We start from the raw sequence: 23,545 nt of genomic DNA, 5'->3' as shown, positions 1-23,545 counted from the left end.
TGCCCGATGGTATCGGGGGAGAGCGACCGCGCCGGGGCACGCGAGGCCGCGCTCGCCGGCACGCCCCAGCGGCGCCGGCGGTAGCGTCCCCGGCGACAGCGCCGTCAGCGTCAGGAGTGTGCCGTGAGTGACTCGGTCGCGGTCGTCTGGGACGACGCGCTGCTCGGCTACACGATGGGCGGCGACCACCCCCTGCACCCGGTGCGGCTGGACCTCACCATGCGGCTGGCCGACAGCCTCGGCGTCCTGGCCACCGACCGGCTGGAGGTGGTCGAGCCGGCGCCGGCCGGCGCCGACCTGCTGACCCGGGTGCACGACCCGGCCTACCTGGACGCGGTCCGGCGCGCCCCGGCCGACCCCGGCGTCGGGTACGGCCTCGGCACCGCCGACAACCCCGTCTTCGAGGGCATGTACGACGCGGCCGCGCTGATCACCGGGGGCAGCGTGCTGGCCGCCGAGCGGGTGCACACCGGCCGCACGCAGCACGCGGTCAACATCTCCGGCGGGCTGCACCACGCGATGCGCGACCGCGCGTCGGGCTTCTGCGTCTTCAACGACGCCGCGGTGGCCATCCGGTGGCTGCTGGACCACGGCCGCCAGCGGGTCGCCTACGTCGACCTCGACGTGCACCACGGCGACGGCGTGCAGACGCTGTTCTACGACGACCCGCGGGTGCTCACCGTCAGCGTCCACCAGACCCCGCTGACGCTGTTCCCCGGCACCGGCTTCCCCGAGGAGTGCGGCGACCCCGAGCAGGCGCTGGGCAGCGCGGTGAACCTGGCACTGCCCAACGGCACCGACGACTCCGGGTGGCTGCGGGCCTTCTCCGCCGTCGTCCCCAGCGTGCTGCGCGCGTTCCGCCCGGAGGTGCTGGTGACCCAGTGCGGCTGCGACGCCCACCACGAGGACCCGCTGGCCGACCTCGGGCTCACCATCGACGGGCAGCGGGCGAGCTACCGGGCGGTGCACGACCTGGCGCACGAGATCTGCGACGGCCGCTGGATCGCGCTCGGCGGCGGCGGGTACGGCCTGGTGCGCTGCGTCCCCCGCGCCTGGACGCACCTCATCGCCGAGGCCGCCGGCGCCCGGCTGGACCCGGCCACCGAGATCCCGGAGTCCTGGCGGGCCGACGTCGTGCGCCGCGGCCTGCGCACCCGCCCGCCCACCCACATGACCGAGGGCGGCTACACCGGCTTCGCCCACTGGGACCCGACGACGGAGTCCCGCGTCGACCGCGCCATCGCACGCACCCGCACCGCGGTGTTCCCCTACTTCGGCCTGGACCCGGACGACCCCCGTGACTGAGGAAGGACCCTCCTCCCCCCCGCCCCTCGCTGACGCTCGCGACGGGGCCCTGGAGGAGGGCCGTTCCAGCACGTCGCCGGCGCCGCAGCCGCCGGCGCACTGGGAGGCCGACGTGGTCGCCGCCGACGGCGGCACGCTGCACCTGCGCCCCATCCGCCCGGAGGACGCCGATCGCCTCGTCGGGCTGATGGACCGCAGCTCCGACCAGACCCGCTACTACCGGTTCTTCGGGCCGATGAAGCGGCTGTCGGACCGGGACCTGTACCGCTTCACCCACGTCGACCACGACGCGCGGGTGGCCTTCGTCCTCGTCCTCGGCGACCAGGTGGTCGGCGTCGGCCGCTACGACCGCTACCCGGGCACCGACGACGCCGAGGTCGCCTTCCTCGTCGAGGACGCCCACCAGGGCCGCGGGCTGGGCTCGGTGCTGCTGGAGCACCTGGCCGCCGCCGCCCGCGAGCGTGGCATCACCACCTTCGTCGCGGAGGTGCTGGCGCAGAACAACCGGATGGTGCGGGTCTTCCTGGACGCCGGGTACACCCCGAAACGCTCCTACGAGGAGGGCGTCGTCCACCTCACCTTCCCGATCGCACCGACCGAGACCGCCCTGCAGGTCGCCTACGAGCGCGAGCAGCGCAGCGAGTCCCGGTCGATCGCCCGGCTGCTCACCCCCTCGTCGGTCGCCGTGGTGGGCGCCAGCAACGACGACGGCAAGATCGGCAACGCCGTCCTGCGGCACCTGCTCGACCTGGGCTTCGAGGGCCCGGTCTACCCGGTCAACCCCGGCACCCGGCACGTGCGCGGGGTGCCGGCCTACGCGGGCATCGAGGACGTCCCCGACGACGTCGACCTGGCCGTGCTGGCCGTGCCCGCCGACGAGGTGGCCGGTGTCGTGGAGGCCTGCCGGCGCAAGCGGGTGCACGGCCTGGTGGTGATCTCCGGCGGGTTCGGCGAGTCCGGCCCGGAGGGCCGGGTCCGCGAGCGGGAGCTGGTCGCCGCGGCGCGCGCGTCGGGCATGCGGGTGGTGGGGCCCAACTGCCTGGGCATCGTCAACACCGACCCGGCGGTGCGGCTGAACGCCAGCCTGGCCCCGCGGGTGCCCGGCCGCGGGCGGGTCGGCTTCTTCGCCCAGTCCGGCGCGCTGGGCTCGGCGCTGCTCGGGCAGGCCCGCAACCGCAACATCGGCCTGTCCAGCTTCGTGTCGGCCGGCAACCGCGCCGACGTCAGCGGCAACGACATGCTGCAGTACTGGGCGACCGACCCGGGCACCGAGGTGGTGCTGCTGCACCTGGAGAGCTTCGGCAACCCGCGCAAGTTCGCCCGGCTGGCCCGCCGGGTGGGCCGCACCAAGCCGGTGGTCGCGGTGAAGAGCGGCCGGCACGTGCGGATGACCGAGGGGCTGGCCGGCACGTCCGTTGCGGTGCCCGAGGAGTCGGTCGCCGCGCTGTTCGCCTCCGCGGGCGTCATCCGGGTGGAGACCCTGGCGCAGCTGTTCGACGTCGGCACGCTGCTGGCCCACCAGCCGCTGCCCGCCGGCGACCGGGTCGCGGTGGTCGGCAACTCCACCGCCATGGGCTGGCTGGTCAGCGACGCCGTCCTCGAGCAGGGCATGCGGCTGGCCCACGAGGCGCCCACGGACATCGGCGCCGACGGCTCGGCCGAGCGGTTCCGGGCCGCGCTGCAGGGCGCGGTCGACGACGACACGGTGGACGCCGTGGTCGCGGTGTTCCTGCCGCCGGTGAGCCGGGGCGCGGCCGAGTACGGCCGGGCGCTGCGCGACGTGGCCACCGGCGCGGACAAGCCGGTGGTCGCCACGTTCCTGTCCAGCGAGGGGGTGCCGGTCGAGCTCGCCGTCCCCGGGGAGGACGGGACGCCGGCCCGCGGTTCGGTGCCGTCGTTCTCCACCCCCGAGCGCGCCGTGATCGCCCTGGCGCGGATGGTGCAGTACGCGGCCTGGCGGCGCCGTCCGGTCGGCGAGGTGCCGGAGCTCGACGGCGTGGACGAGCAGGCCGGGCGGGACGTCGTCCTGGCCGCGCTGGCCGGGGACCCGGGCGGGCGGGCGCTGACCGACGAGGAGGTCATCGCGCTGCTGGCCGCCTACGGCATCCCGCTGCTGGGCACCCGCACGGTCACCGACGCCGAGGCGGCGGTGCAGGCGGCCGAGGAGGTCGGCTACCCGGTGGTGCTCAAGTCCACCGCGCCGTGGCTGCGGCACCGCTCCGACCTGGGCGGGGTGCGGCTGGACCTCGGCGACGCCGAGGCGGTGCGGGCGGCGTTCGCGGCCATCCCCTCGGGCGACCCGGTGATCGTGCAGGAGATGGCCGCGCCGGGCGTGGCCACCGTCGTGGAGATCGTCGACGACCCGTCCTTCGGCGCGCTGGTCAGCTTCGGGCTCGGTGGCGTGGCCACCGACCTGCTCGGCGACCGCGCGTACCGCACGCTCCCGCTCACGGACCGGGACGCCGCCGAGCTGGTGCGCGCCCCGCGGGCCTGGCCGTTGCTGGACGGCTACCGCGGCTCCGAGCCGGTCGACGTCGCCGCGCTGGAGGACCTGCTGCTGCGCGTGGCCCGGCTGGCCGACGACCTGCCCGAGGTGCTGCAGCTCGGCATGGAGCCGGTCATCGTCGGGCCGCCGGACCCCTGGCACGGCGGCCGGTCCCTGGTCGTGGCCGGCGCCGCGGCCCGGGTCGGCCCGCCCACCGCCCGCGTCGACCCCGGCCCCCGCCGGCTGCGCAGCCCGATGTGACCCGTGACATCGCGGTCCTCCGGACCGCACCGCGGCCAGGAGCCCGGAAGGACCCCCGCGCCGCGGCAGCGTTGCCCGCGCAGCGGCTCCGGTCAGGAGGTCGCCGTGGTCACCCCACGAACGCCGCGAGCCGGGCCCCCGTCGGGGGCCCGGCTCGCGGCGGAGGACGTCAGGCCAGGTAGTCGCGCAGGGCCTCGGCGCGCTCGGGCGCGCGCAGCTTGGCCATGGTCTCGCGCTCGATCTGGCGGACCCGCTCGCGGGACAGGCCGAACTGCTTGCCGATCTGCTCCAGCGTGCGCGGCTGGCCGCCGTCCAGGCCGAAGCGCAGCACGACCACGTCGCGCTCCCGGTCCTCCAGCGTGGAGAGCACGGTGCGCACGTCGCCCTTCATCATCTGGAAGGCCACGGCGTCCTCGGCGACCGCGGCGTCGGCGTCCTCGATGAAGTCACCGAGGCGGGACTCCTCGTCGGCGCCCACCGTCTGGTCCAGGCTCACCAGGTCGCGGGAGTACTCCAGCAGCTCGGTGATCCGCTCCGGGGTCATGTCGAGCTCCAGGCCGAGCTCCTCGGCGGTGGGCTCGCGCTCCAGCTCCTGGTGGATCCGGCGCCGGGTGCGCACCACCTTGTTGACCTGCTCGGCGAGGTGCACGGGCAGCCGGATGGTGCGGCCGGAGTCGGCCATGGCGCGGGTGATGGCCTGGCGGATCCACCACGTCGCGTAGGTGGAGAACTTGAAGCCCTTGGTGTAGTCGAACTTCTCGACCGCCCGGATCAGGCCGACGTTGCCCTCCTGGATGAGGTCCAGGAACGTCATGCCGTGGCCGGTGTAGCGCTTGGCCACCGAGACGACCAGGCGCAGGTTGGCCTCCAGCAGGTGCCGCTTGGCGGCCTTGCCGTCGGCGGCCAGCGCCTTGTAGTCCCGCTGCAGGGCGGGGGTGAGCTGCCGCTCGGTGAGCAGCCGCTCGGCGTACAGGCCGGCCTCGATGCGCTTGGAGAGCTCGACCTCCTGCTCGGCGGTCAGCAGCGCGGTCTTGCCGATGGTGTTGAGGTACACCCGGACGAGGTCGGTGGACACCAGGCCGCTGGTGTCCGGCTCGCGGCGCGGGGAGCGCACCTCGAGGGCGTCGGTGGTGGAAGACTGCAGCAGCGTCACGATCTGTCTTCGTCCTTGCCTTCGGATCGGATGCACACCGCGCGCCGTCGTCGGCGACGGTGTGCCCCGGGGCGTCGGGGGTCTGGTCGCTCGGCCGGCTCGGGGTCAGCCGGCGAGCCCCCGCTCGATCTGTCCTTGTGGTACGCCCGGTCCAACGGCGTTGACGGGGTCCGGTGTTCCACGGGACCCCGTTTCACAGCAGATGCACAGGACGTGTGTCGTGTCACGTCGCTGTACCCACACCACCCAGCGCTCAGACCTCCAGCAGCAGGGTCATCGGGCCCTCGTTGACCGACGACACCAGCATGCGGGCCCCGAAGACGCCCGTGGCCACCTCGCTGCCGCGTCGGCGCAGCTCGGCGACCACCTCGTCGACCAGCGGCTCGGCCACCTCGCCGGGGGCGGCGTCGGCCCAGGAGGGACGGCGGCCCTTCCGCGTGTCGGCGTAGAGGGTGAACTGGCTGACGACCAGCACCGGCAGGCCCAGGTCGCCCACGGAGCGGGCGCCGTCGTCGGTGGGGAAGACCCGCAGCTCGTGCACCTTGCGCGCCAGCGCCCGGGCCCGCTCGGCGTCGTCCACGCGGCCGACGCCGACCAGCGCCAGCAGCCCCGGGCCGACCTCCCCGACGACCGCGCCGTCCACGGTCACCGAGGCCGTCGCCACCCTGCTCACCACCGCGCGCACCGGGACATCCTGCGGTCCGGCCGGCCGCGGACCCGCCCGCCCCTCACCCGACCCGGTGGGCCGCCCGCGCGGGCCGCTCCGCCGCGGGCGCCGTGCGGCACACTCCCCGGGTGCCCCAGCTGCGCATCGCCCAGGACCCGGCGGCCGACGACCTGCTCGGCCGCGACCCGCTGGCCCTGCTGCTCGGGATGCTCCTGGACCAGCAGTTCCCCATGGAGCGGGCCTTCGCCGGGCCCCGTCTGCTGGCCGACCGGATGGGCGTGGACACCCTGTCGGCGGCCGGGCTCGCCGACGCCGACCCCGGGCAGGTGGTGACCTGGTTCCGGGGTCCCCCGGCGGTCCACCGCTACCCGGGCTCGATGGCCGCCCGCACGCAGGCGCTCTGCCGGCTGCTGGTCGACCGCCACGACGGCCGGGCCGAGGGGCTGTGGGCCGGCGTGCCGGACGGCGCGACGCTGCTGCGGCGGGTCCGCGAGCTGCCCGGCTTCGGCGAGCAGAAGGCGCGGATCCTCGTCGCGCTGCTCGGCAAGCAGTACGGCGTCACCCCGCCCGGCTGGCGGGAGGCCGCCGGCGACTACGGCCAGGAGGGGTCCCGGCGGTCGGTCGCCGACGTCACCGGCCCGGAGTCGCTGGCCGAGGTGCGGGCCGGGAAGCAGGAGGCCAAGCGGGCGGCCAGGGCCGCCGTCCCCTCCTGAGGGGGCAACGCAGGGGTGCCTGCACGGCCCTCGGTGGAGTGGCACCATGGGCCGCGAACCCCGGGCTGACGGGGACTCGGGCGCCGTCGGGACGCCGGGCACCGCAGCCCGCGGAGGTGATCCGCCGGTCCCCACGGGGGACGGCGGAGGGGAGGAAGCCCGTGGCCTCGAGCCAGCAGCCCGCGCGTGCCCACCGACCGGAGCCGGTGCTCATCACCGAGGCGGCACCGAGCCTGGCCGACCAGCACAACGCCCGGAAGCGGCGGTACGTCATCACGATGCTGGTCCGCAGCATCAGCCTCATCCTGGCGGCGGTCTTCTACCAGACCCTGTGGCTGGCGATCGCCTTCGCCGTACTCGGCACCGTCCTGCCCTGGGTGGCGGTCATGATGGCCAACGACCGGCCGCCGAAGAAGAAGCTCGACGCCCACCGCTACACCGCGCCGCGACCGGACCGCATCCTGGAGAACCCGTCCCGCCCCGGGCGCGTCATCGAGCACTGAGAGGACCACCCTTCCCCCCACGCCTCGCAGGCTCGGCGCGGGCCCCTGAAGGGTGGCCGTTCCAGCAGGTCACCGGGGCCGTTCCAGCGGGTCACCGGGGCCGTTCCAGCAGCTCACCTCGCCCCGGGGTGGGTGACCACGGTGGCGGCCTGCGCGAGGCCGGCGTCCAGGGCGGCGGCCGGGTCGCCGTCCGGTGCCGCCAGCCAGGCCGACAGCAGCCCGGCGGTGAACGCGTCCCCGGCGCCGGTGGTGTCCACGACCGCCACCGGGTGCGCCGGGCGGTGCACCACCCGCCCGGCGTCGGCCCACAGCGCGCCGTCGGCACCCAGCGTCACGACGGCGACCGGGTGGCGCGCGGCGAGCGCCCGCGCGGCGGCGGCCGGGTCGGCGCAGCCGGTGAGCAGCCGCGCCTCGTCGGCGTTGGGCAGCACCAGCGTCGCCGCGGCGGTGTCGGCCAGCCACCGCTCGACGCCGTGGGCGGCCAGCGGCCCGGTGGACGCCGGGTCCACCGAGACGGTGCACCCGGCCGCCCGCGCGGCGGCCAGCGCGGCCAGCGCCGCGGCGCGCGGACCCGGCGCGAAGAGGGTGTAGCCGGACACGTGCAGGTGCCCGCCGCGCGCCGGCCGCGGGACGTCGCTGGCGGCCAGCGCCAGGTTGGCGCCCCGGTCGGCCAGCATGCTGCGCTGACCGCCGGGCTCCACCAGGCTGACGATCGTCCCGGTGGCCGCGCCCGGCACGGTGCGCACCGCCGGTGTCACCCCCGCCGCGGCCAGCTCGCCGGTCAGGGCGGCGCCCGCGGCGTCGTCCCCGACGCAGCCGGCGAGGGTGACCGGCACGCCGAGTGCGGCCAGGTGGACCGCGACGTTCGCACCGGCACCGCCCCCGCGGGAGCGGATGACGGCAGGGCGGTCCGACCCCGGTGCGGGGTCGCCGTCGAGCAGCACGACGACGTCGGTGGCCAGGTCGCCGACGACCAGCACCTCCCGCACGGTCAGCGACCCGGGACGGCGAGGGCGACGGCGATCCGGCCGGCCAGCTCGGCGTTGCGCAGCACCAACCGCACGTTGACCGCCAGCGTCGCGCCCTCGCTGACCCGGTGCAGGTGGTCGAGCACGAACGGGGTGACCGCCTTGCCACGCACCCCGGCGTCGTCCGCCGCGGCCAGCGCGTCGGCGATCACCCGGTCGTGCAGCGCGGGGTCCAGCTGCTCGTCGGGGGGCAGCGGGTTGGCCACCACCACGCCGCCGGGGGACAGCCCGCGGCGGGCGGCGAGCACGGCGGCGGCCTCCTCCGGTGAGGACACCGCCCAGTCGAGCGTGGCGCCGGAGTCGGCCACGTAGAAGCCGGGGAAGGTCGTCGTCCGGTAGCCGACCACGGTCACCGACAGGGACTCCAGCCGCTCCAGCGTCGCCGGGACGTCGAGGATCGACTTCACCCCCGCGCAGACCACCAGCAGCGGGGTGCGCGACAGCGTGGTGAGGTCCGCGGACTCGTCGAAGGTGTCGGCCGCCTCGCGGTGCACCCCGCCGAGGCCCCCGGTGGCGAACACGCCGATGCCCGCGGCGGCGGCCAGCAGCGCGGTGCTCGACACCGTGGTCGCCCCGCTGCGGCCCAGCGCCAGGGCGACCGGCAGGTCGCGGACGGCGAGCTTGGCCAGCTCCGGGTCCGCGCAGACCCGGTCCAGCTGTCCGGCGGTCAGCCCGACGTGCGCCGCCCCGTCCAGGACGGCGACGGTCGCCGGCACCGCCCCGCCGGCGCGCACGGCCGCCTCCACCGTGTCGGCCGCGCCGCGGTTGTCCGGCCGGGGCAGCCCGTGGGCGAGCAGCGTGCTCTCCAGCGCCACCACCGGCCGCCCGGCGGCCAGGGCGTCGCCGACCTCGGGGGAGTGCACGATCGGGGGTGCGCCGGCGGGCGGATCGGGGCGGGGCTGCTGCACCCTGCCATCATGGGGGCCGGCGGAGCCGCGCCTGCCGGGCGCCTCCGCGACCCGTCCCCGACCCGAGGGAGCACCGCGTGAGCAGCAGCACCGACCTCCTCGAGAAGCCCGACGTCCGCGAGGGCGACACCGGCAACGCCAACGAGGTCTTCCACTACGTGCGCAAGAACAAGATCGCCGAGAGTGCGGTCATGGGCACGATGGTCGAGGCCCTGTGCGGCGAGGTGTTCCCGGTGACCAAGAGCCCGAAGCCCGGCAGCCCGGTGTGCCCGGCCTGCAAGGAGGTCTACGAGCAGCTCAGGAAGTAGGCCGGTCGCCGCGGGGCCGGTGCCCGTTCAGCGGCGTCGGCCAGCGGGCCTGCACGGTGGCGTTGAGCTCGGCGCCCAGCAGCACCGACATCCCGAAGAAGAAGCAGAACAGCAGCGCGGCGATCGGGGTGGCCAGCGCCCCGTAGGGCAGCGTGGTGGTGAGGATGTCGGCCACGTAGGTCCGGGTGGCCAGCGCGGTGACCACGAAGAACGCGACCGCGAGCACGGTGCCCGGCAGGTGCCGGTGCCAGGGCAGCCGTCGCGGCAGCACCACGTGGTAGAAGCTGGTCAGCGCCAGCAGCAGCCCGACGATCACCAGCGGCCAGTAGACCGCGTCGACCAGGACGGTCGCCGTGGCCCGCCAGTCGACCGGCAGCAGCGAGACCAGCACCCCACGGCCCAGCACCAGCAGCGGGAGGGTGAGCACCGCCAGCACCAGGCCGACGACGAACAGCCACAGCGCCATGAGCCGGGTGCGGATCGGGCCGCGCACGTCGCGCTGGTCGTAGGCGATGACCACGGTGTTCATGAAGGTCGCCGTGGCCGACGAGCCGGCCCACAGGGACACCAGGAAGCCCACGCTGACCAGGTCCAGCCGCCCCGAGCCCAGGATGTCGTCCAGCGTCGGCTGGACGAGCGAGGCGACCACCCCCGGGGTGAGCACCTCGCTGGAGGCCCGGACCAGCTGCTCCTCGATCTGGGCCACCGCGGCGTCCCCGATCAACGTGCCCAGGTACCCGAGCGAGCCGAGCAGCCCGATCAGCAGCGGGGGCACCGACAGGATCTGCCAGAACGCCGCCTCCGCCGACAGTCCGAGGATGCGGTCCTGCCAGGCCTTGGCGACCGTGCGTCCGAGCACCTGCAGCGGGACGCGCAGGGCGGCCGGCCAGGAGTCCAGCCGCCCCCGGCGGGCTCCCCCGGCGTCCGGTCGGGCGGCGGTGGCACCGGCGGCGGTGGCAGCCGCGGGGGCGTCGCCGTCCTCGGGGTGCCCGCCACCGGCCGGTCGGCCGCCGGGCAGGACGGTGGACACCGGCCCAGTGTGCACGCCCCGGTGGCCGACCGAGCCCCGGACCGGACGGGCGCCGCCACACCGTCGCCCGTCCGGGCGACGGTGTGGTGAGCCGCCGTCCGTGCCGTTCAGCCGCCCGGCGCGGGTGCCGGGACCACGCCCGGGGGCGGGCCGGCGGGCGCGGCCACCGGCACGCAGCGGACCACGGGCTCCGCGGCGTAGCGGGTGCGGAAGTCCTCGCGCCGGACCTCGGCGCCGCTGACCGGGTCGTGGAACACCCGGGTGACGGTGATGTCGAACCCGGTGGACCCGCCCTGCGGGCTGCAGGTGCCGTCGTCGGGCTTCTCCTGCACCACGGGCTGGCGCAGGTTGTACCGCTCGCTGCTGATCGACTCGACGTCCCAGCGCTTGGTCCCGTAGAAGGTGACCGTCAGCGAACCCGGCGTCCAGGCGGTGTCGACGTAGACGCCGGCGTCGCTGTCGTTGCGCCACTGCAGGTCGATCGTGTCGTAGTAGACCGTCGCCTCCCGGCCGGCCGGGTAGCGGCTGATGTAGAAGCTGTGCGGCTTGTGGTAGACGTCCTCGAGGCCGGCGAAGAAGACCGCGTTGAACAGCGTCGTGGCGACCTGGCTGACCCCGCCGCCGACGGCGGTGGCGAACTCGCCGTTCTGGATGACGCCCGCCTCGACGTAGCCCTGCGCCGCGGTGCGCGGACCGGTGAGGTCGTTGAGGCTGAACGTCTCGCCGGGCCGGACGATCGTGCCGTCGACCTCGGCGGCGGCGACCCGGATGTTGGTGCCGCTGGCCGCGCTGGTGAAGTTCGTGGTGAAGGTGCTGATCTCCTCGCGGATGCCCAGGGCCTGGGCCTCGGCGGTGGTGAAGTCCGCCTCGACCGGGCCCAGCTCCGCGGTGACGGCGCGCGGCGCCGGCTGGGGCAGGACCGCCAGCAGCTGGCCGGCCAGGGCGGCCGGGTCGACGCCGGTGCCGTCCACCGAGGGGACGACGGAGACGCTGCCGCCGGACACCTCGAAGCGGGCGTCCTCGGTGGGGGTGCCGAACTCGGCGAACCCGTCGCCCATGGCCTCCTCCAGCGCGGCGGGGTCGACGGCGACCGCGAGCCGGCCGTCCTCCTGCGGGGTGAAGGTCAGGGCGGCCGCGATGGCCGCCGGCGGCACCTCGACGGAGGCCGCGCCGTCCCGGCCGGAGACGGTCACCGGCGCGGCCAGCGCCGGGGTCACCGTCCCGTCGAGCACCCGCTGGGCCTCCGCGGCGTCGACCGACACCTCGGTGACCTCGACGGGCAGCTCGATGGGGGTGTCGGGGTCGCCGCCGGAGGCGAGCGCGGCGGTGACGGCGTCGGCGGCCCCCGTGCGGTCGAGGGTGCGGCCGGGCACCGGCTGCACGACGCTGGCCGACGTCCCGGCCAGGGCGATGGTGGCGTCGACCGGGGCGCGGTCGACCTGCTCGGCGATGCCGTCGATCTGCGCGGCCAGCGCGGTGTCCTCACCGGTCATCACCGGCGGGACCGTGCGCTCGCCGACGAGGGTCGCCAGGCGGGTCCAGGGGGCCAGCGGCTGCTCCGTGGCGGCCGCAACGGTGCCGGGGACGTCGAGGGTGATGCCCGCGGTGGCGGGGGAGAGGGTGGCCTGCACGTCGTCGGCGACCACGACGTGGTCGGCGACCACGCGCGGTGCGAGCTCGGTCTCCAGCCGCTGGGCGGCGGCGGCGGGGGACAGGCCCCCGAGGTCGATGCCGGCGACCACGGTGTTGCGGAGCACGTCGCCGCGGGTGGCGGCCAGGTCGACCCCGTAGGCGGCGGCGAGCACGCCGGCCGCGGCGACCGGGGCGACCACGGCCGGGCGGCGCCACCACCGCCGGCGGGTGCCGGGCGCTCGGGTGTGCGGGCCGTCGCCCGGGGTGTCGTCGCGGGTCGGGGGCCCGGCCGGTGCGGGGCCCGCGGGCACCGCCGGCAGGACGCCGGTGCGGTCGTCCGCCCCGGGTCGCGCGGGGGCGTCCGGGGCGTCGCCGGGGGTGAGCCGGATGTCCTGGGTCACCCGGTCCTCGACCCCGGCACCCGCGGTGTCGGTAGCGGTGTGGGTCGTGGTGTCGGTCGCGGTGCCGGTCACGCCGGCGTCGGCCGGGGCCGCCGCCGTACGGGCCGGGCCGGGCGTGGCCGGCGCGCCGGGTGCGCCTACCGGGGCGGGCACGGCGGGGCCCAGCGGTCCACGGTCGCGTGGGACCGGGCGCGTCTCGTCGGACAGCTCCCCCGGGTCGGGGACCGCGGCGGCCCGCGGGGTGGCGGGGTCGGGTGCTGCGGCGTCCGGGGTGGCGGCGTCGGATCCAGCGGCGCCGGGCGTGGTCGCCGGGTCCGGGGTGGTCGCCGGGTCCGGGGCGGCGGCCGGCCCGGTGCCGCCGGTCCCGATCCGGGCGGTGCCGTCGTCCGGCTGGGCGACCGCCGGCTCCGCGAGGGACGGCTGGTCGTGCTGGGGAGCGGTCTGCGGGGGCATCGCGGGATCTCCGGTGTGTCGTCGACCGGGGGCTCCCGGGAACGACGGAGCCGCCGGCGTCCCGTCCCCGTCGAGCGGAGAGGGGACGCCGGCGGCGGCGTCGGGTGAGGGCTTCATCGCTGTCGGCGACGATAGCGCCTCGGTCAGTGACTGATGCGCTGCTCGCCGTCGGTCTCGATGATGTCGACGGCGATGTCGCGCAGCTTGCCCTCGTACTCACGGGCGTGGTGGCCGCAGAAGACGAGGTCGCTCCCGCTGGCGAGGACCACCCGCACCTTGGCGAGCGCGCCACAGCGGTCACAGTGGAAGGGAACGACGAGGTCGTCGGCGGGCGGGGTCGTCGTCAGCGTCTGGGTCATCTGGGTCATCACTCGCTCTCTACCGCACGGACCCGCGACTGCGGATCGGCCTCCTGCACAGCGCCAGGATGTCCCCTCGTGTTCCCGATCGGACCGATGTGGCGTCGGACTCGCCGCGGGCGGTGAGGCCGGTGCCGGTGGTGCAGGTGGTCCGGTTCAGCAGGGACGTCACTGGTGTCGTGCCGGTCTGTGGATCGTGCTGTTCTCGTCGGTCGTGTGCGCCGGTCGTCGTCCGGCTGGTGGGTCCGCTGCTGTCTTGACGACGCCCACGCTACGCCGTCTACCCGGGGCCTGACGGCGTACACCGGCCGACCGGCCCGTCCGGGTGAGATCGTGATCTGGCCGAGACACGGCGACGGCCCCCGACCGGTGAGGTCGAGGGCCGCCGCGAGGGGTCCTTCCCTCAGTCCAGGTAGTCGCGCAGCACCTGGGAGCGGCTGGGGTGGCGCAGCTTGGACATCGTCTTGGACTCGATCTGCCGGATGCGCTCGCGGGTGACCCCGTAGACCTGGCCGATCTCGTCCAGGGTGCGCGGCTGGCCGTCGGTGAGGCCGAACCGCAGCCGGACGACGCCGGCCTCGCGCTCGGACAGGGTCTGCAGCACGCTGGTCAGCTGGTCCTGCATGAGGGTGAAGCTGACCGCGTCGACCGCGACGACGGCCTCGGAGTCCTCGATGAAGTCACCGAGCTGGCTGTCGCCCTCGTCGCCGATGGTCTGGTCCAGGCTGATCGGCTCCCGGGCGTACTGCTGGATCTCCAGCACCTTGTCCGGGGTGATGTCCATCTCCTTGGCCAGCTCCTCCGGGGTGGGCTCGCGCCCGAGGTCCTGGAGCAGCTCGCGCTGGATGCGGCCGAGCTTGTTGATGACCTCGACCATGTGCACCGGGATGCGGATGGTGCGGGCCTGGTCGGCCATCGCGCGGGTGATCGCCTGGCGGATCCACCAGGTGGCGTAGGTGGAGAACTTGTAGCCCTTGGTGTAGTCGAACTTCTCCACCGCGCGGATCAGGCCCAGGTTGCCCTCCTGGATGAGGTCCAGGAACGCCATGCCGCGGCCGGTGTAGCGCTTGGCCAGGGAGACGACCAGGCGGAGGTTGGCCTCCAGCAGGTGGTTCTTGGCGCGCTCGCCGTCGCGGACGATCCAGTTGAGGTCCCGGCGCATCTGCGGGGAGAGCTTCTGGTTCTCCTCCTCGGCCTGGCGCAGCCGCTCGGCGCCGTACAGGCCGGCCTCGATGCGCTTGGCGAGGTCGACCTCCTCCTCGGCGTTGAGCAGCGCGACCTTGCCGATCTGCTTGAGGTAGGCGCGCACGGAGTCGGCCGAGGCGGTGAGCTCGGCGTCCTTACGGGCCTGGCGGAGGGCCTCGGACTCCTCCTCGTCGTCCCACTCGAAGTCGCCGCCCTCGGCGGCCCCCTCGGGGGCGGCGGTCGCCTCGGCGTCGGTCGGGGCCTCGGCCACGCCGTCGGGGGTGGCGACGACGGTCTCGTCGAGCTTGAGGCCCTCACCACCGGCGTCGACCACGGCGACCGTGGCGCCGTCGGAGGCGACGGCGGTGAGCACCGCACCCTCGCCGCCCCCCGGCGACGGGGTGATGGCGGGCTTGCGGGCGCCCGTGGTGGTGGTGGGCTGCGCCACGCTCTTGGCCGTCCGCTTGCGAGCGGGGGCCTTGGCCGGTGCTGGCTGGTCGGCGGGCACTCAGGATTCCTTCCCGTGCGGGGTGCGTCCCCCGGGGGCCGTCTGGCCCCCGGGCAGCGGCCTCGGCCGTCGTCCGGAGCGTGAGGGGACCCGACGGACGGCCCCGGGTTTCACCGGTGCGCAGGCGGGGGATGCCTCTCGGCTGGGAGCGACGGGGCGTGGCCTGCTCATTGTAACGACGCGTCCGGGCAGGGCCACCGTTCTCGGGGGCGACCTGCCCCTCGACCTGGGGTGCCGCGCCCCGCTCGGGCGCGTCCCCACCCTCCCCGGGGACCCGGCGGCGTCCGCCGTGCGCGGGACGTCACTGCCCGACGCGCTCCTCGGCGGCCAGCGCCGCGCCGACGATCCCGGCGTCGTTGAGCAGCTCGGCCGCGACGACGGGGGTGCGGGTGGACAGCAGCGGCACCCACTTGTGCGCCTTGCGGCTCACCCCGCCGCCGACGATGACCAGGTCGGGCCAGACGGCGGCCTCCAGGACGTCGAGGTAGCGGTCCACCCGCTTGGCCCACTGGGGGTAGCTGAGGTCCTCCCGCTCGCGGGCCGCGGCCGACGCCCGCTTCTCGCCGTCCTCCCCGTCGACCTCGATGTGCCCGAACTCGGTGTTGGGCACCAGGACGCCGTCGGTGAACAGCGCACTGCCGATGCCGGTGCCGAAGGTCAGCAGGAGGACGACGCCGCGCTGGTCGCGCCCGGCGCCGTAGCGCATCTCGGCCAGCCCGGCGGCGTCGGCGTCGTTCAGCGTCTGCACGGTGCCGGGGATCCGGGACGCCAGCCCCTCGGCCAGGTGCGTGCCCAGCCAGGACCGGTCGACGTTGGCCGCGGTGCGCACCACCCCGCTCTTCAGCACGCCGGGGAAGGTGACGCCGATGCGGCCCTGCCAGCCGAAGGACTCCACGATCCGGTCCACGACGTCGTACACCGGCTCCGGCAGCGAGGGCTGCGGCGTCTCGATGCGCAGCCGCTCGCCCTCCAGTTCGCCCTTGTCGAGGTCGACCAGGCACCCCTTGATCCCGCTGCCACCGATGTCCACGCCGAACCCGAGCACGCGGTCAGGGTAGAGAAGGACCCCCTCGCCCCCCACTCCTCGCACGCTCGCAGTGGGCCCCTGCGAGGGGGCCGTTCCTGCATGGGGGCCGTTCCAGCACGGCCGGCTCGGGGCAGGATCGCGCGGGTGAGCACCTCGACCGAGCCCGGCGTCCTGCTCGACCTCGCCGTCTCCACCGCGCGGGAGGCCGCCGAGCTGGTCGCCCGCGGGCGTGCCTCGGCCGCCGAGCGGTTCGACGTGAAGTCCAGCCCGACCGACGTGGTCACCGCCGTGGACCGGGCCTGCGAGGAGCTGGTCGCCCGCCGGCTGCTCGACGTGCGTCCGGACGACGGGCTGCTGGGCGAGGAGGGCGGTGAGCGGGCGGGCAGCAGCGGGGTGCGCTGGGTGGTCGACCCGATCGACGGCACCACCAACTTCGTCTACGGCCTGCCGGCCTACGCGGTGTCGATCGCCGCGGAGGTCGACGGGCGGTCGGTCGCCGGCGTGGTGCTCAACGCGGCGACCGGCGAGCTGTGGACGGCGACCCTCGGCGGCGGGGCGCACCTCACCGCCCCCGGGGCCGACCCGGTGCGGCTCACCGGCAGCGCGCCGGCGTCCCTCGGGCAGGCCCTGGTCGCCACCGGCTTCGGCTACCGCGCCGAGGACCGCCGCGCGCAGGCCGCGGTGGTCGCCGGGCTGCTGCCGGAGGTCCGCGACATCCGGCGGCACGGCTCGTCGGCCCTGGACCTGTGCACCGTCGCCGCGGGCCGGGTGGACGCCTACTACGAGCTGCACCTCAACCGCTGGGACCACGCCGCGGGGGCCCTCGTCGCGGCCGAGGCCGGCGCCGTCGTCACCGGGCTGCGCGGGCAGCCGTTCGCCGAGCCCCTGGCCGTCGCCGTCGCCCCGTCGGTGGCCGAGGACCTCCTCGCCCTCCTCGACCGGCTGCACCCCACCGCAGGGTGATGGAACGGCCCCGCTGCAGGGGCCCGGTGCGAACTCGCGAGCGCCGGGGGGCAGCGAGGTCCTCCATCAACAGGCGGCGGCTGCGCTGGCGCCGGCGGCGAGCGCGGCGTCGACCTGCTCGGGCGGGGCGAGGCCGGCGAAGTCCGGGCCGATCACGAAGTCGACGACCGCGGTGGCCCGCACGTCCAGGAGGTCCCCGGCACCCGGGAGGTACAGCGCCACGTAGGCGGCGGCCTCGTTGCCGCGCGGGCCGTGCCGCAGCTCGCCGACGCCGGTCACCTCGCGCTCGGTGGGGTCGTTGGCGATCTCCTCCACGACGAAGCCCCGCTGCTGCAGCGCGGCGGCGACCTCCTGGGCCAGGCCGGCGGTGTCGGTGGCGTTGAAGACGCGCAGCGACACGGTCGTGGGGTCCAGCGCGGGCGGGGCCGCCGAGGCGCTGGCGCAGGCCTGCGCCTCGGCGGCCTCCACCTCGCCCTCGGTGTCGAACACGTTCCACCACACGACCAGCGCGGCCAGCGCGAGCACCAGCAGGAAGACCAGCGGGGGGATCGGCCGGCGGCCACTGCGGGGACGGACCGCGGGTCGGTCGGCGGGCGGCGCGCTCACGGGTCGGCTCTCTCTCGGTCGCGGGAGGTCGGCGGGAGTCTAGGGCCGGCCGCGTGAGCTAGATCGCACCGTCGTCGAGCGCGGCGCGTCCCCGCTGCACGCAGGGGTCGATCCGGTCGGCGTAGCCGGAGGTGTCCTTGCCGGCCATCGCGCCGGCGGCCGACCGCGCCACGATCCCCGCGACGATCGCCGCGAACTTGAAGTAGGCGAAGGCGACGTACCAGGGCAGGTCGGTGAGGTCCAGGCCGCTGCGCTCGGCGTAGCGCGCCGCCACCTGCGCGCGGGTGGGGAAGCCGTCCAGCGCGGTGACCGTGCTCTGCCCGGCGACGCTGTCCTCCCCGGCCTGCGGCCAGTAGACGTGCAGCATGCCCAGGTCGGCGAGCGGGTCGCCGAGGGTGGACATCTCCCAGTCCAGCACCGCCCGGACCCGGCCGGGGGCCTGCGGGTCGAGCAGGCAGTTGTCCAGCCGGAAGTCGCCGTGCACGACCCCGTTGCGCTGGGTCGCGGGCACCGTCTGGGCCAGCCGGGCGGCCAGCGCGTCCAGGCCCGGGCGGTCCCGGTCGCGGGTGGCGTCCCACTGCTGGGTCCAGCGGCGCACCTGGCGGGCCATGAAGCCCTCCGGCCGGCCGAAGTCGCCCAGCCCCACCGCCTCGTGGTCGACCCCGTGCAGGTCGGCCAGCACGTCGACCAGGCCCTCGCCGATGGCCCGCCGCTGCTCCGGTTCGTCGGCGTAGCCGGCCGGCAGCCGGTCCACCACGTGCAGGCCGACCACCCGCTCCATCACGTAGAAGGGCGCGCCCAGCACGGCGGGGTCGGTGCACAGGTGCAGCGTGCGCGGCACCGGGACCGGCGTGGGCCCGAGCGCGGAGACGACCCGGTGCTCGCGCGCCATGTCGTGGGCGGTGGCGAGGACCGCGCCCGTCGGCGGGCGCCGGAGGATGACCGCGTCCTCCTCGCCGCCCCCCGCGGGCGTCACGACGTAGGTCAGGTTGGACATGCCCGCGGCGATGAGGTCCACCTGCACCCGGGACCACCGTTCGTCCGCCAGGACGGAGGCCAGGTAGGGCCCCACGACGGCCGGATCAGCACCCACGGGAGTCGACACGGGCGCAGGGTAACCTCTGGCGCTCCGCATCCCGATCGACCCGGTTCGACAGCGCGGTGGGACCCCTCCGGCGACCGGGCACAAACCACGGCCTCGCGACGTTGGGGGGTCCGCCGGTCAGACCGTGCCGGCTGTCCCGTTGCCCGACGGCGGGTCCGGCGGCGCGGTCCGCACCGCACCGGCCGGTGCCCGCGCAGGCGGTCAGCGGCCTCCGGACCCCCCGGTCGCCTCCGGCGACCGGCCAGCACGGCGGCGCCCAGGCGCCGACGCACACCCGCGGGCGCACCGCCCGCGACGACCCCGGAGGAGGGGCACTTCCCATGGCCACCGACTACGACGCCCCGCGGCGCAACGAGGCCGACGAACTCGGCGAGGACTCCCTCGAGGAGCTCAAGGCCCGCCGCGCCGAGGCGCAGTCCTCCTCGGTCGACGTCGACGAGACCGACTTCAACGAGAACCTCGAGCTCCCCGGCGCCGACCTGTCCAACGAGGAGCTCACCGTCCGCGTGCTGCCCAAGCAGGAGGACGAGTTCACCTGCTCGCGCTGCTTCCTGGTGCAGCACCGCAGCCGGCTGGCGGCCACCAAGGGCGACCAGCTCTACTGCCGGGACTGCGCCGCCTGAAAGAGGACCCCGTCCCCCTCACCGTTCGCGAGCTCACGGTGAGCCTCTGGACGGGGCCGCGCCGTTCCAGCGGCTCACCGGGCCGTTCCAGCACGTCACCTGGAGGGACAGTGACCGACCACGGAGAGCCCACCGTGCCCGTGCGGGACGTGCCGCCGCCGCGCCCGGTCGGGCCGACGGCCGCCCGCCCGGTCCCGCCCGCGGACGAGGGTCCGCTCGCGCGGGCCGGCCGGCTGCTGGCCGACGCCGTGTCCGGCCTCGTCGGCGGGACGCCGGAGCCGGCCGGCGGGCGGCGTCCGGCCGCGGCGACCCTGCGGGACGTCGTGGCGGCGGTCGCCGCTGCCGGTGTCCGCGCCGGCCGTGGTGTCGCCGAGCGGGCCGCCAGCGGTACCCCGGACGCGGCCGGTCCCGGCCGGACGCCCGGTGTCCTGCTGGGCGACCTGCTGGCCACCGCCGCCCCGCTGCTGCCGATCCGCGACGCCGCACGGCTGCGCGCGGCGCACCCCGGCGCGACCGACGAGGAGATCGCCGACGCGCTGGTCGCGCGGGCCGCGCGGCTCACCTCCGGCGTGGGCGCGGCCACCGGCGGGCTGTCGGCGGCACACTGGCTGACCCCGCCCTCCCTGCTGGCGGTGCCGCTGGAGCTCGGCGCGGAGACGGTGCTGACCGCCGCCGTCGAGGTGGTCCTGCTCGGCGAGCTGCACGAGCTGTACGGCCGCCCCGCCCCGGGCGACGCGCGCAGCCGCGCGCTGGCCTACCTGTCCAGCTGGACCCGCCAGCGGGCCGTGGACGACGCCGCGGTCCCCGGCCTGTCCGCCGTCCTCGGGTCGGCCGGCATGCGGGCGCTGAGCCGCCGGGTGACCCGGCGGATGGCCCGCAGCGTCCCGGGCGCGGCTCCCTTCCTGGTCGGCGCGGCCCTCGGCGGCCGCGCCAACCGCAAGGCCACCGAGACCCTGGCCCGCCGCGTCCTCACCGACCTCCGCCGCAGGTGAGCGGATGGAACGGCCTCCCTGCAGGGCCCCGCGCCGAGCGGAGCGAGGCGTGGGGGGCAGGGAGGTCCTCTTAGGATCGCGGACGTGCCCGACCCCTCCGTGCCCGCCGTCCCCGAGGTACAGGTCCCGGTGCGGCTGACCTCCCCCGGGGGTGCCGTCCCCGCCTACGCGCTGCCCGCCGACGCGGGGGCCGACCTGGCGATCGCGGAGGACGTCGAGCTCGCCCCGTTCCAGCGGGCGCTGGTCGGCACCGGCGTCGCGGTGGCCATCCCGGAGGGCTACGCCGGCTTCGTGCACCCCCGGTCGGGCCTGGCCCACCGGGTGGGGCTGTCCCTGGTCAACGCGCCCGGCACGATCGACGCCGGGTACCGCGGGGAGATCAAGGTCAACCTGGTCAACCTGGACCCCACGACGCCGCTCACCCTGCGCCGGGGCGACCGCGTCGCGCAGCTGGTGGTGCAGCCGGTCGCCCGCGCCCGGTTCGTGCCGGTGGAGGACCTGCCGGGCAGCGTGCGCGGCGGCGGGGGTCACGGCTCGACCGGCGGGCACCCGAGCGTCTCGGCGAAGGGAACCGACTGACATGCCGTTCGGACGGCGACGCAACCGGATCGACCGCACGCTGCGCGAGCGCGGGGTGCCGCCGGAGCCGCAGCACAAGGTGCGCGAGGTGGAGCAGACCACCGGGCCCTGGGACGCCACCGACGCCCCCGACGACGGCACCCCGCGCATCGACCTGGGGTCCCTGCGGCTGCCCGCGGTGCCCGGCACGGAGCTGCGCGTGGACGTCAACGCCCAGCAGAAGGTCGTCGGCGCCACGCTGCGCTACGGCGACTCGCTGCTGCAGGTGGCGGTCTTCGCCGCTCCGCGCGCCGGGGGCATCTGGGACGACGTCCGCGCCGACCTGGCCCGCAGCGCCTCCGGGCAGGGTGGCTCGCTGCGCGAGGTCGAGGGGCCCTTCGGCCCAGAGCTGGCCGGGTTCGTCCGGGCCGTCCCGCCGGGGCAGCCCGGGCAGCCGGCCCCCGAGCCGGTGCGCCGGGCGGCCCGTTTCGTCGGCGTGGACGGACCGCGCTGGTTCCTGCGCGGCATGATCAGCGGCCCGGCGGCCGAGGGCCCGGAGGCCGCGGCCGCCCTGGAGCAGGCGTTCCGGCAGATCGTCGTCGTGCGCGGGACGGCACCCATGCCGGTGCGCGAGCAGCTGCCGCTGACCCTCCCGCCGCAGGCCGCCGCGCAGCTGGCCGCCCAGCAGGGCGCCGGCCGCCCCGGTGGCGCACCGCCGGCCGCCCCGGCGCCCGGGGCGTGAGCGCCGCCCGCACCGCCTACGGGCCGCACCCCGACCAGTTCGTCGAGCTGACGCTGCCCGCGGGCCGCGGCCCGGCGCCGGTCGTGGTGGTGCTGCACGGCGGGTTCTGGCGGGCCGCCCGCGGCGTGGAGCTGGCCCGGCCGCTGGCCGCGGACCTGGCCGCCACCGGGTTCGCCGCCGTCGCCGTCGAGTACCGCCGGGTCGGCGGTGGCGGCGGCTGGCCGGCCACCCTCCAGGACGTCGCCGCCGCGCTGGACCGGCTGCCGGAGCTGCCCGCCGCGGACCGGCTCGACCTCGCCGACGTCGCCGTCGTCGGGCACTCCGCGGGCGGGCACCTGGCGGCGTGGGCCGCCGGCCGGGCCCGGCTGCCCGGGGGAGCGCCCGGCGCCGGCCCGCGGGTCCCGGTGACCGCCGCGGTGCTGCAGGCCGGCGTGCTGGACCTGGAGCGGGCGGCGGCGCAGCGGCTCGGCGACGGCGCGGTGCAGGACCTGCTCGGGGGCGGGCCGGCCGAGGTCCCGGAGCGCTACGCGCTGGCCGACCCGGTGCGGTTGGTCCCCGACGGGGTCGACCTGCTGTGCGTGCACGGCACCGGCGACACCACCGTCCCGGCCGAGCAGAGCACCCGGTACGCCGCCGCGGCGGCGGCGCGGGGCGTCGCGGTGGACGTGCGGCTGGTGCCGGCCGACCACATGGTGCTGATCGACCCGGCGGGGGACGCGTGGGCGCTGGTGCGCGACTGGCTGCGTGCCCGCGCCGGGGGCGGGCCCGACCGATCTACGCTGGTCCCGTGACGGAGACACGCCAGGGCGGCTGGTTCGCGCGCACGCTGCAGCGGCTGACCGCCGACGACTCCACCATCGACGCCGAGGAGCTGCGCGCCGGCTCGGCGAGCGCCGGCTGCGAGGCGGTGAGCGCCTGCCGCAAGGGCGCGGTCGTCACCGTGACCGGCCGGCTCAGGTCGGTCGTCTACACCCCGCGGGAGACGGTGCCGACCCTGGAGGCCGAGCTGTTCGACGGCTCGGGCTCGGTCACCCTGGTCTGGCTCGGCCGGCGGCGCATCCCCGGCATCGAACCGGGGCGCACGCTCACCGCGCACGGCCGCTTCGCCTCCTTCGACGGCCGGCAGGTCATCTACAACCCCCGGTACGAGCTGAGCGCCGGGTGACGGCTGCGCCCGAGGGGGACGGGCGTCCCGGCCCGGCCGGTGCGCCGGGTCCGGCCCGGCCGGCCGGGGACGCGGCCGCGGCACCGCGGGCGGTCACCTTCGACCGGCACCTGGTGCTGGACTCGCTCGGCGGCTGGCGCGGCATGCTCGACGCCACGCTGCCCACGGTCGCGTTCATCGTGGCCAACTCCGTCGCCGGGCTGCAGGCGGGCATCGGGGCTGCGCTCGTCGCCGCCGTGCTGGTCTTCGGGTTGCGCCTGGTCCGCCGGGAGAGCGTGCAGCAGGCGGTCAGCGGGCTGTTCGGCGTCGCCATCGCGGTGGCCATCGCCGCGGCGTCCGGGCAGGCCCGCGACTTCTTCGTGCCCGGGCTCATCCGCAACGCCGCCCTCGGCGTGGTGCTCATCGGCTCGATCGCGTTCCGCTGGCCGCTGGTCGGTGTGGTGGCCGAGTTCCTCGCACCGAGCCACCTGGGCGCGATGGCGTCCACCCAGCTGCCGGGCCTGCGGCGCCGGGCCGGCGGGGTCGGCGCCGCCGTGCGCGCCCGCCCCGACCCGGACCCCGCCACCGGGGAGCGCCCGGCCGACCCGGAGCCCGAGCGGCACTGGCGCGACGACCCGCGCATGGTGCGCGCCTACTCCTGGCTGACGCTCATGTGGGGCGCGGTCTTCCTGCTTCGCGTCGCCGTCCAGTGGGTGCTGTACCGGGCCGACGAGGTGGAGCTGCTCGGCACGGCCTCGCTGGTGCTCGGCCTGCCGGTCACCGCCGTCGAGGTCGCGGTGACCTTCTGGGTGGTCTCCCGCCTGCACCGCCACCGCGCCCCCCAGGTGAGGTGAGGGAACCGGCCCCCGTGCAGGGTCCCGCCGCG

General features: G+C 76.3%; 24 protein-coding genes. 13 read left to right on the top strand and 11 right to left on the bottom strand.

Going from position 1 to position 23,545, the window contains the following annotated elements:
- The first annotated feature begins 123 nt into the window (after positions 1-123).
- A complete protein-coding gene (locus tag RTG05_RS13545; RefSeq protein WP_166529090.1) occupies positions 124-1,305 on the top strand; it encodes an acetoin utilization protein AcuC in 1,182 nt (393 codons plus the stop codon).
- 112 nt (positions 1,306-1,417) lie between these two features.
- On the top strand, positions 1,418-4,051 hold the full coding sequence (locus tag RTG05_RS13540; protein WP_315911872.1) for a bifunctional acetate--CoA ligase family protein/GNAT family N-acetyltransferase: 2,634 nt from the start codon (positions 1,418-1,420) through the stop codon (positions 4,049-4,051).
- 169 nt (positions 4,052-4,220) lie between these two features.
- On the opposite strand, the gene sigB is transcribed toward RTG05_RS13540, so the two are convergent.
- Both sigB and dtd read right to left on the bottom strand, forming a co-directional pair.
- On the bottom strand, positions 4,221-5,204 hold the full coding sequence (sigB, locus tag RTG05_RS13535; protein WP_166529089.1) for an RNA polymerase sigma factor SigB: 984 nt from the start codon (positions 5,202-5,204) through the stop codon (positions 4,221-4,223).
- A 253-nt stretch (positions 5,205-5,457) separates the two neighbouring features.
- On the bottom strand, positions 5,458-5,889 hold the full coding sequence (gene dtd, locus RTG05_RS13530; protein WP_166529088.1) for a D-aminoacyl-tRNA deacylase: 432 nt from the start codon (positions 5,887-5,889) through the stop codon (positions 5,458-5,460).
- A 110-nt stretch (positions 5,890-5,999) separates the two neighbouring features.
- Here dtd and RTG05_RS13525 point away from each other — a divergent pair, with 110 nt between their 5' ends.
- Both RTG05_RS13525 and RTG05_RS13520 read left to right on the top strand, forming a co-directional pair.
- Positions 6,000-6,584 carry an HhH-GPD-type base excision DNA repair protein gene (locus RTG05_RS13525; protein ID WP_166529087.1) on the top strand — a complete coding sequence of 195 codons (585 nt, stop codon included), beginning with the start codon at positions 6,000-6,002 and terminating at the stop codon, positions 6,582-6,584.
- A 161-nt stretch (positions 6,585-6,745) separates the two neighbouring features.
- Positions 6,746-7,087: a DUF3099 domain-containing protein gene (locus RTG05_RS13520; protein WP_166529086.1), complete on the top strand. Its 342-nt coding sequence runs from the start codon at positions 6,746-6,748 to the stop codon at positions 7,085-7,087.
- Positions 7,088-7,200: 113 nt separating this feature from the next.
- Here the strand turns inward: RTG05_RS13520 and RTG05_RS13515 are convergent, their stop codons facing one another.
- Both RTG05_RS13515 and RTG05_RS13510 read right to left on the bottom strand, forming a co-directional pair.
- Positions 7,201-8,067, bottom strand: coding sequence for a carbohydrate kinase family protein (locus RTG05_RS13515; RefSeq protein WP_315911871.1), 867 nt, complete (start codon positions 8,065-8,067; stop codon positions 7,201-7,203).
- An 11-nt stretch (positions 8,068-8,078) separates the two neighbouring features.
- Positions 8,079-9,023: a pseudouridine-5'-phosphate glycosidase gene (locus RTG05_RS13510; protein WP_208104942.1), complete on the bottom strand. Its 945-nt coding sequence runs from the start codon at positions 9,021-9,023 to the stop codon at positions 8,079-8,081.
- A 77-nt stretch (positions 9,024-9,100) separates the two neighbouring features.
- Between RTG05_RS13510 and RTG05_RS13505 the strand changes: the two genes are divergently transcribed.
- A complete protein-coding gene (locus RTG05_RS13505; protein ID WP_166529084.1) occupies positions 9,101-9,331 on the top strand; it encodes a DUF3039 domain-containing protein in 231 nt (76 codons plus the stop codon).
- On the opposite strand, the gene RTG05_RS13500 is transcribed toward RTG05_RS13505, so the two are convergent.
- From RTG05_RS13500 to ppgK, 5 genes are all read right to left on the bottom strand, one after another.
- Positions 9,321-10,361, bottom strand: coding sequence for a YihY/virulence factor BrkB family protein (locus RTG05_RS13500; RefSeq protein ID WP_166529083.1), 1,041 nt, complete (start codon positions 10,359-10,361; stop codon positions 9,321-9,323). The genes RTG05_RS13505 and RTG05_RS13500 overlap by 11 nt on opposite strands.
- Before the next feature lie 107 nt (positions 10,362-10,468).
- Positions 10,469-12,847, bottom strand: a complete 2,379-nt coding sequence (locus RTG05_RS13495) for a VanW family protein (RefSeq protein ID WP_208104941.1) — start codon at positions 12,845-12,847, stop codon at positions 10,469-10,471.
- Between the two features lie 143 nt (positions 12,848-12,990).
- Positions 12,991-13,215, bottom strand: a complete 225-nt coding sequence (locus RTG05_RS13490) for a DUF7455 domain-containing protein (protein WP_089306726.1) — start codon at positions 13,213-13,215, stop codon at positions 12,991-12,993.
- Positions 13,216-13,609: 394 nt separating this feature from the next.
- Positions 13,610-14,899, bottom strand: a complete 1,290-nt coding sequence (locus tag RTG05_RS13485; protein WP_166529082.1) for an RNA polymerase sigma factor — start codon at positions 14,897-14,899, stop codon at positions 13,610-13,612.
- A gap of 301 nt (positions 14,900-15,200) precedes the next feature.
- Positions 15,201-15,944, bottom strand: a complete 744-nt coding sequence (ppgK, locus tag RTG05_RS13480; protein ID WP_208104940.1) for a polyphosphate--glucose phosphotransferase — start codon at positions 15,942-15,944, stop codon at positions 15,201-15,203.
- Between the two features lie 126 nt (positions 15,945-16,070).
- Between ppgK and RTG05_RS13475 the strand changes: the two genes are divergently transcribed.
- Positions 16,071-16,889, top strand: coding sequence for an inositol monophosphatase family protein (locus tag RTG05_RS13475; RefSeq protein ID WP_166529080.1), 819 nt, complete (start codon positions 16,071-16,073; stop codon positions 16,887-16,889).
- A 66-nt stretch (positions 16,890-16,955) separates the two neighbouring features.
- Here the strand turns inward: RTG05_RS13475 and RTG05_RS13470 are convergent, their stop codons facing one another.
- Entirely contained in the window at positions 16,956-17,495 is a 540-nt protein-coding gene (locus RTG05_RS13470) for a LytR C-terminal domain-containing protein (RefSeq protein ID WP_166529079.1), read from the bottom strand.
- A gap of 58 nt (positions 17,496-17,553) precedes the next feature.
- Positions 17,554-18,600, bottom strand: coding sequence for a phosphotransferase family protein (locus RTG05_RS13465; protein WP_166529078.1), 1,047 nt, complete (start codon positions 18,598-18,600; stop codon positions 17,554-17,556).
- A gap of 320 nt (positions 18,601-18,920) precedes the next feature.
- Here RTG05_RS13465 and RTG05_RS13460 point away from each other — a divergent pair, with 320 nt between their 5' ends.
- The 7 genes from RTG05_RS13460 (at position 18,921) to RTG05_RS13430 (ending at position 23,513) form a co-directional block, all read left to right on the top strand.
- A complete protein-coding gene (locus RTG05_RS13460; RefSeq protein WP_089306675.1) occupies positions 18,921-19,223 on the top strand; it encodes a DUF4193 domain-containing protein in 303 nt (100 codons plus the stop codon).
- 134 nt (positions 19,224-19,357) lie between these two features.
- Positions 19,358-20,215: a hypothetical protein gene (locus RTG05_RS13455; protein WP_315911870.1), complete on the top strand. Its 858-nt coding sequence runs from the start codon at positions 19,358-19,360 to the stop codon at positions 20,213-20,215.
- Positions 20,216-20,299: 84 nt separating this feature from the next.
- Positions 20,300-20,794 (top strand): dUTP diphosphatase, encoded by a 495-nt coding sequence (gene dut, locus RTG05_RS13450; protein WP_166529076.1) that lies wholly within the window; start codon positions 20,300-20,302, stop codon positions 20,792-20,794.
- Position 20,795: 1 nt separating this feature from the next.
- Positions 20,796-21,515, top strand: coding sequence for a DUF3710 domain-containing protein (locus RTG05_RS13445; RefSeq protein ID WP_166529075.1), 720 nt, complete (start codon positions 20,796-20,798; stop codon positions 21,513-21,515).
- Positions 21,512-22,306, top strand: a complete 795-nt coding sequence (locus tag RTG05_RS13440; protein WP_166529074.1) for an alpha/beta hydrolase family protein — start codon at positions 21,512-21,514, stop codon at positions 22,304-22,306. The genes RTG05_RS13445 and RTG05_RS13440 overlap by 4 nt, the downstream gene beginning before the upstream one ends.
- Positions 22,303-22,680 carry an OB-fold nucleic acid binding domain-containing protein gene (locus tag RTG05_RS13435; RefSeq protein WP_166529073.1) on the top strand — a complete coding sequence of 126 codons (378 nt, stop codon included), beginning with the start codon at positions 22,303-22,305 and terminating at the stop codon, positions 22,678-22,680. Before RTG05_RS13440 ends, RTG05_RS13435 begins: the two co-directional genes overlap by 4 nt.
- Positions 22,677-23,513 carry a DUF3159 domain-containing protein gene (locus RTG05_RS13430; protein WP_166529072.1) on the top strand — a complete coding sequence of 279 codons (837 nt, stop codon included), beginning with the start codon at positions 22,677-22,679 and terminating at the stop codon, positions 23,511-23,513. The genes RTG05_RS13435 and RTG05_RS13430 overlap by 4 nt, the downstream gene beginning before the upstream one ends.
- The last annotated feature ends 32 nt before the right edge of the window (positions 23,514-23,545 follow it).

Source organism: Geodermatophilus sp. DSM 44513 (genome assembly GCF_032460525.1).
Taxonomy (GTDB): domain Bacteria; phylum Actinomycetota; class Actinomycetes; order Mycobacteriales; family Geodermatophilaceae; genus Geodermatophilus.
This window is presented reverse-complemented; position numbering and strand designations above follow the sequence as displayed.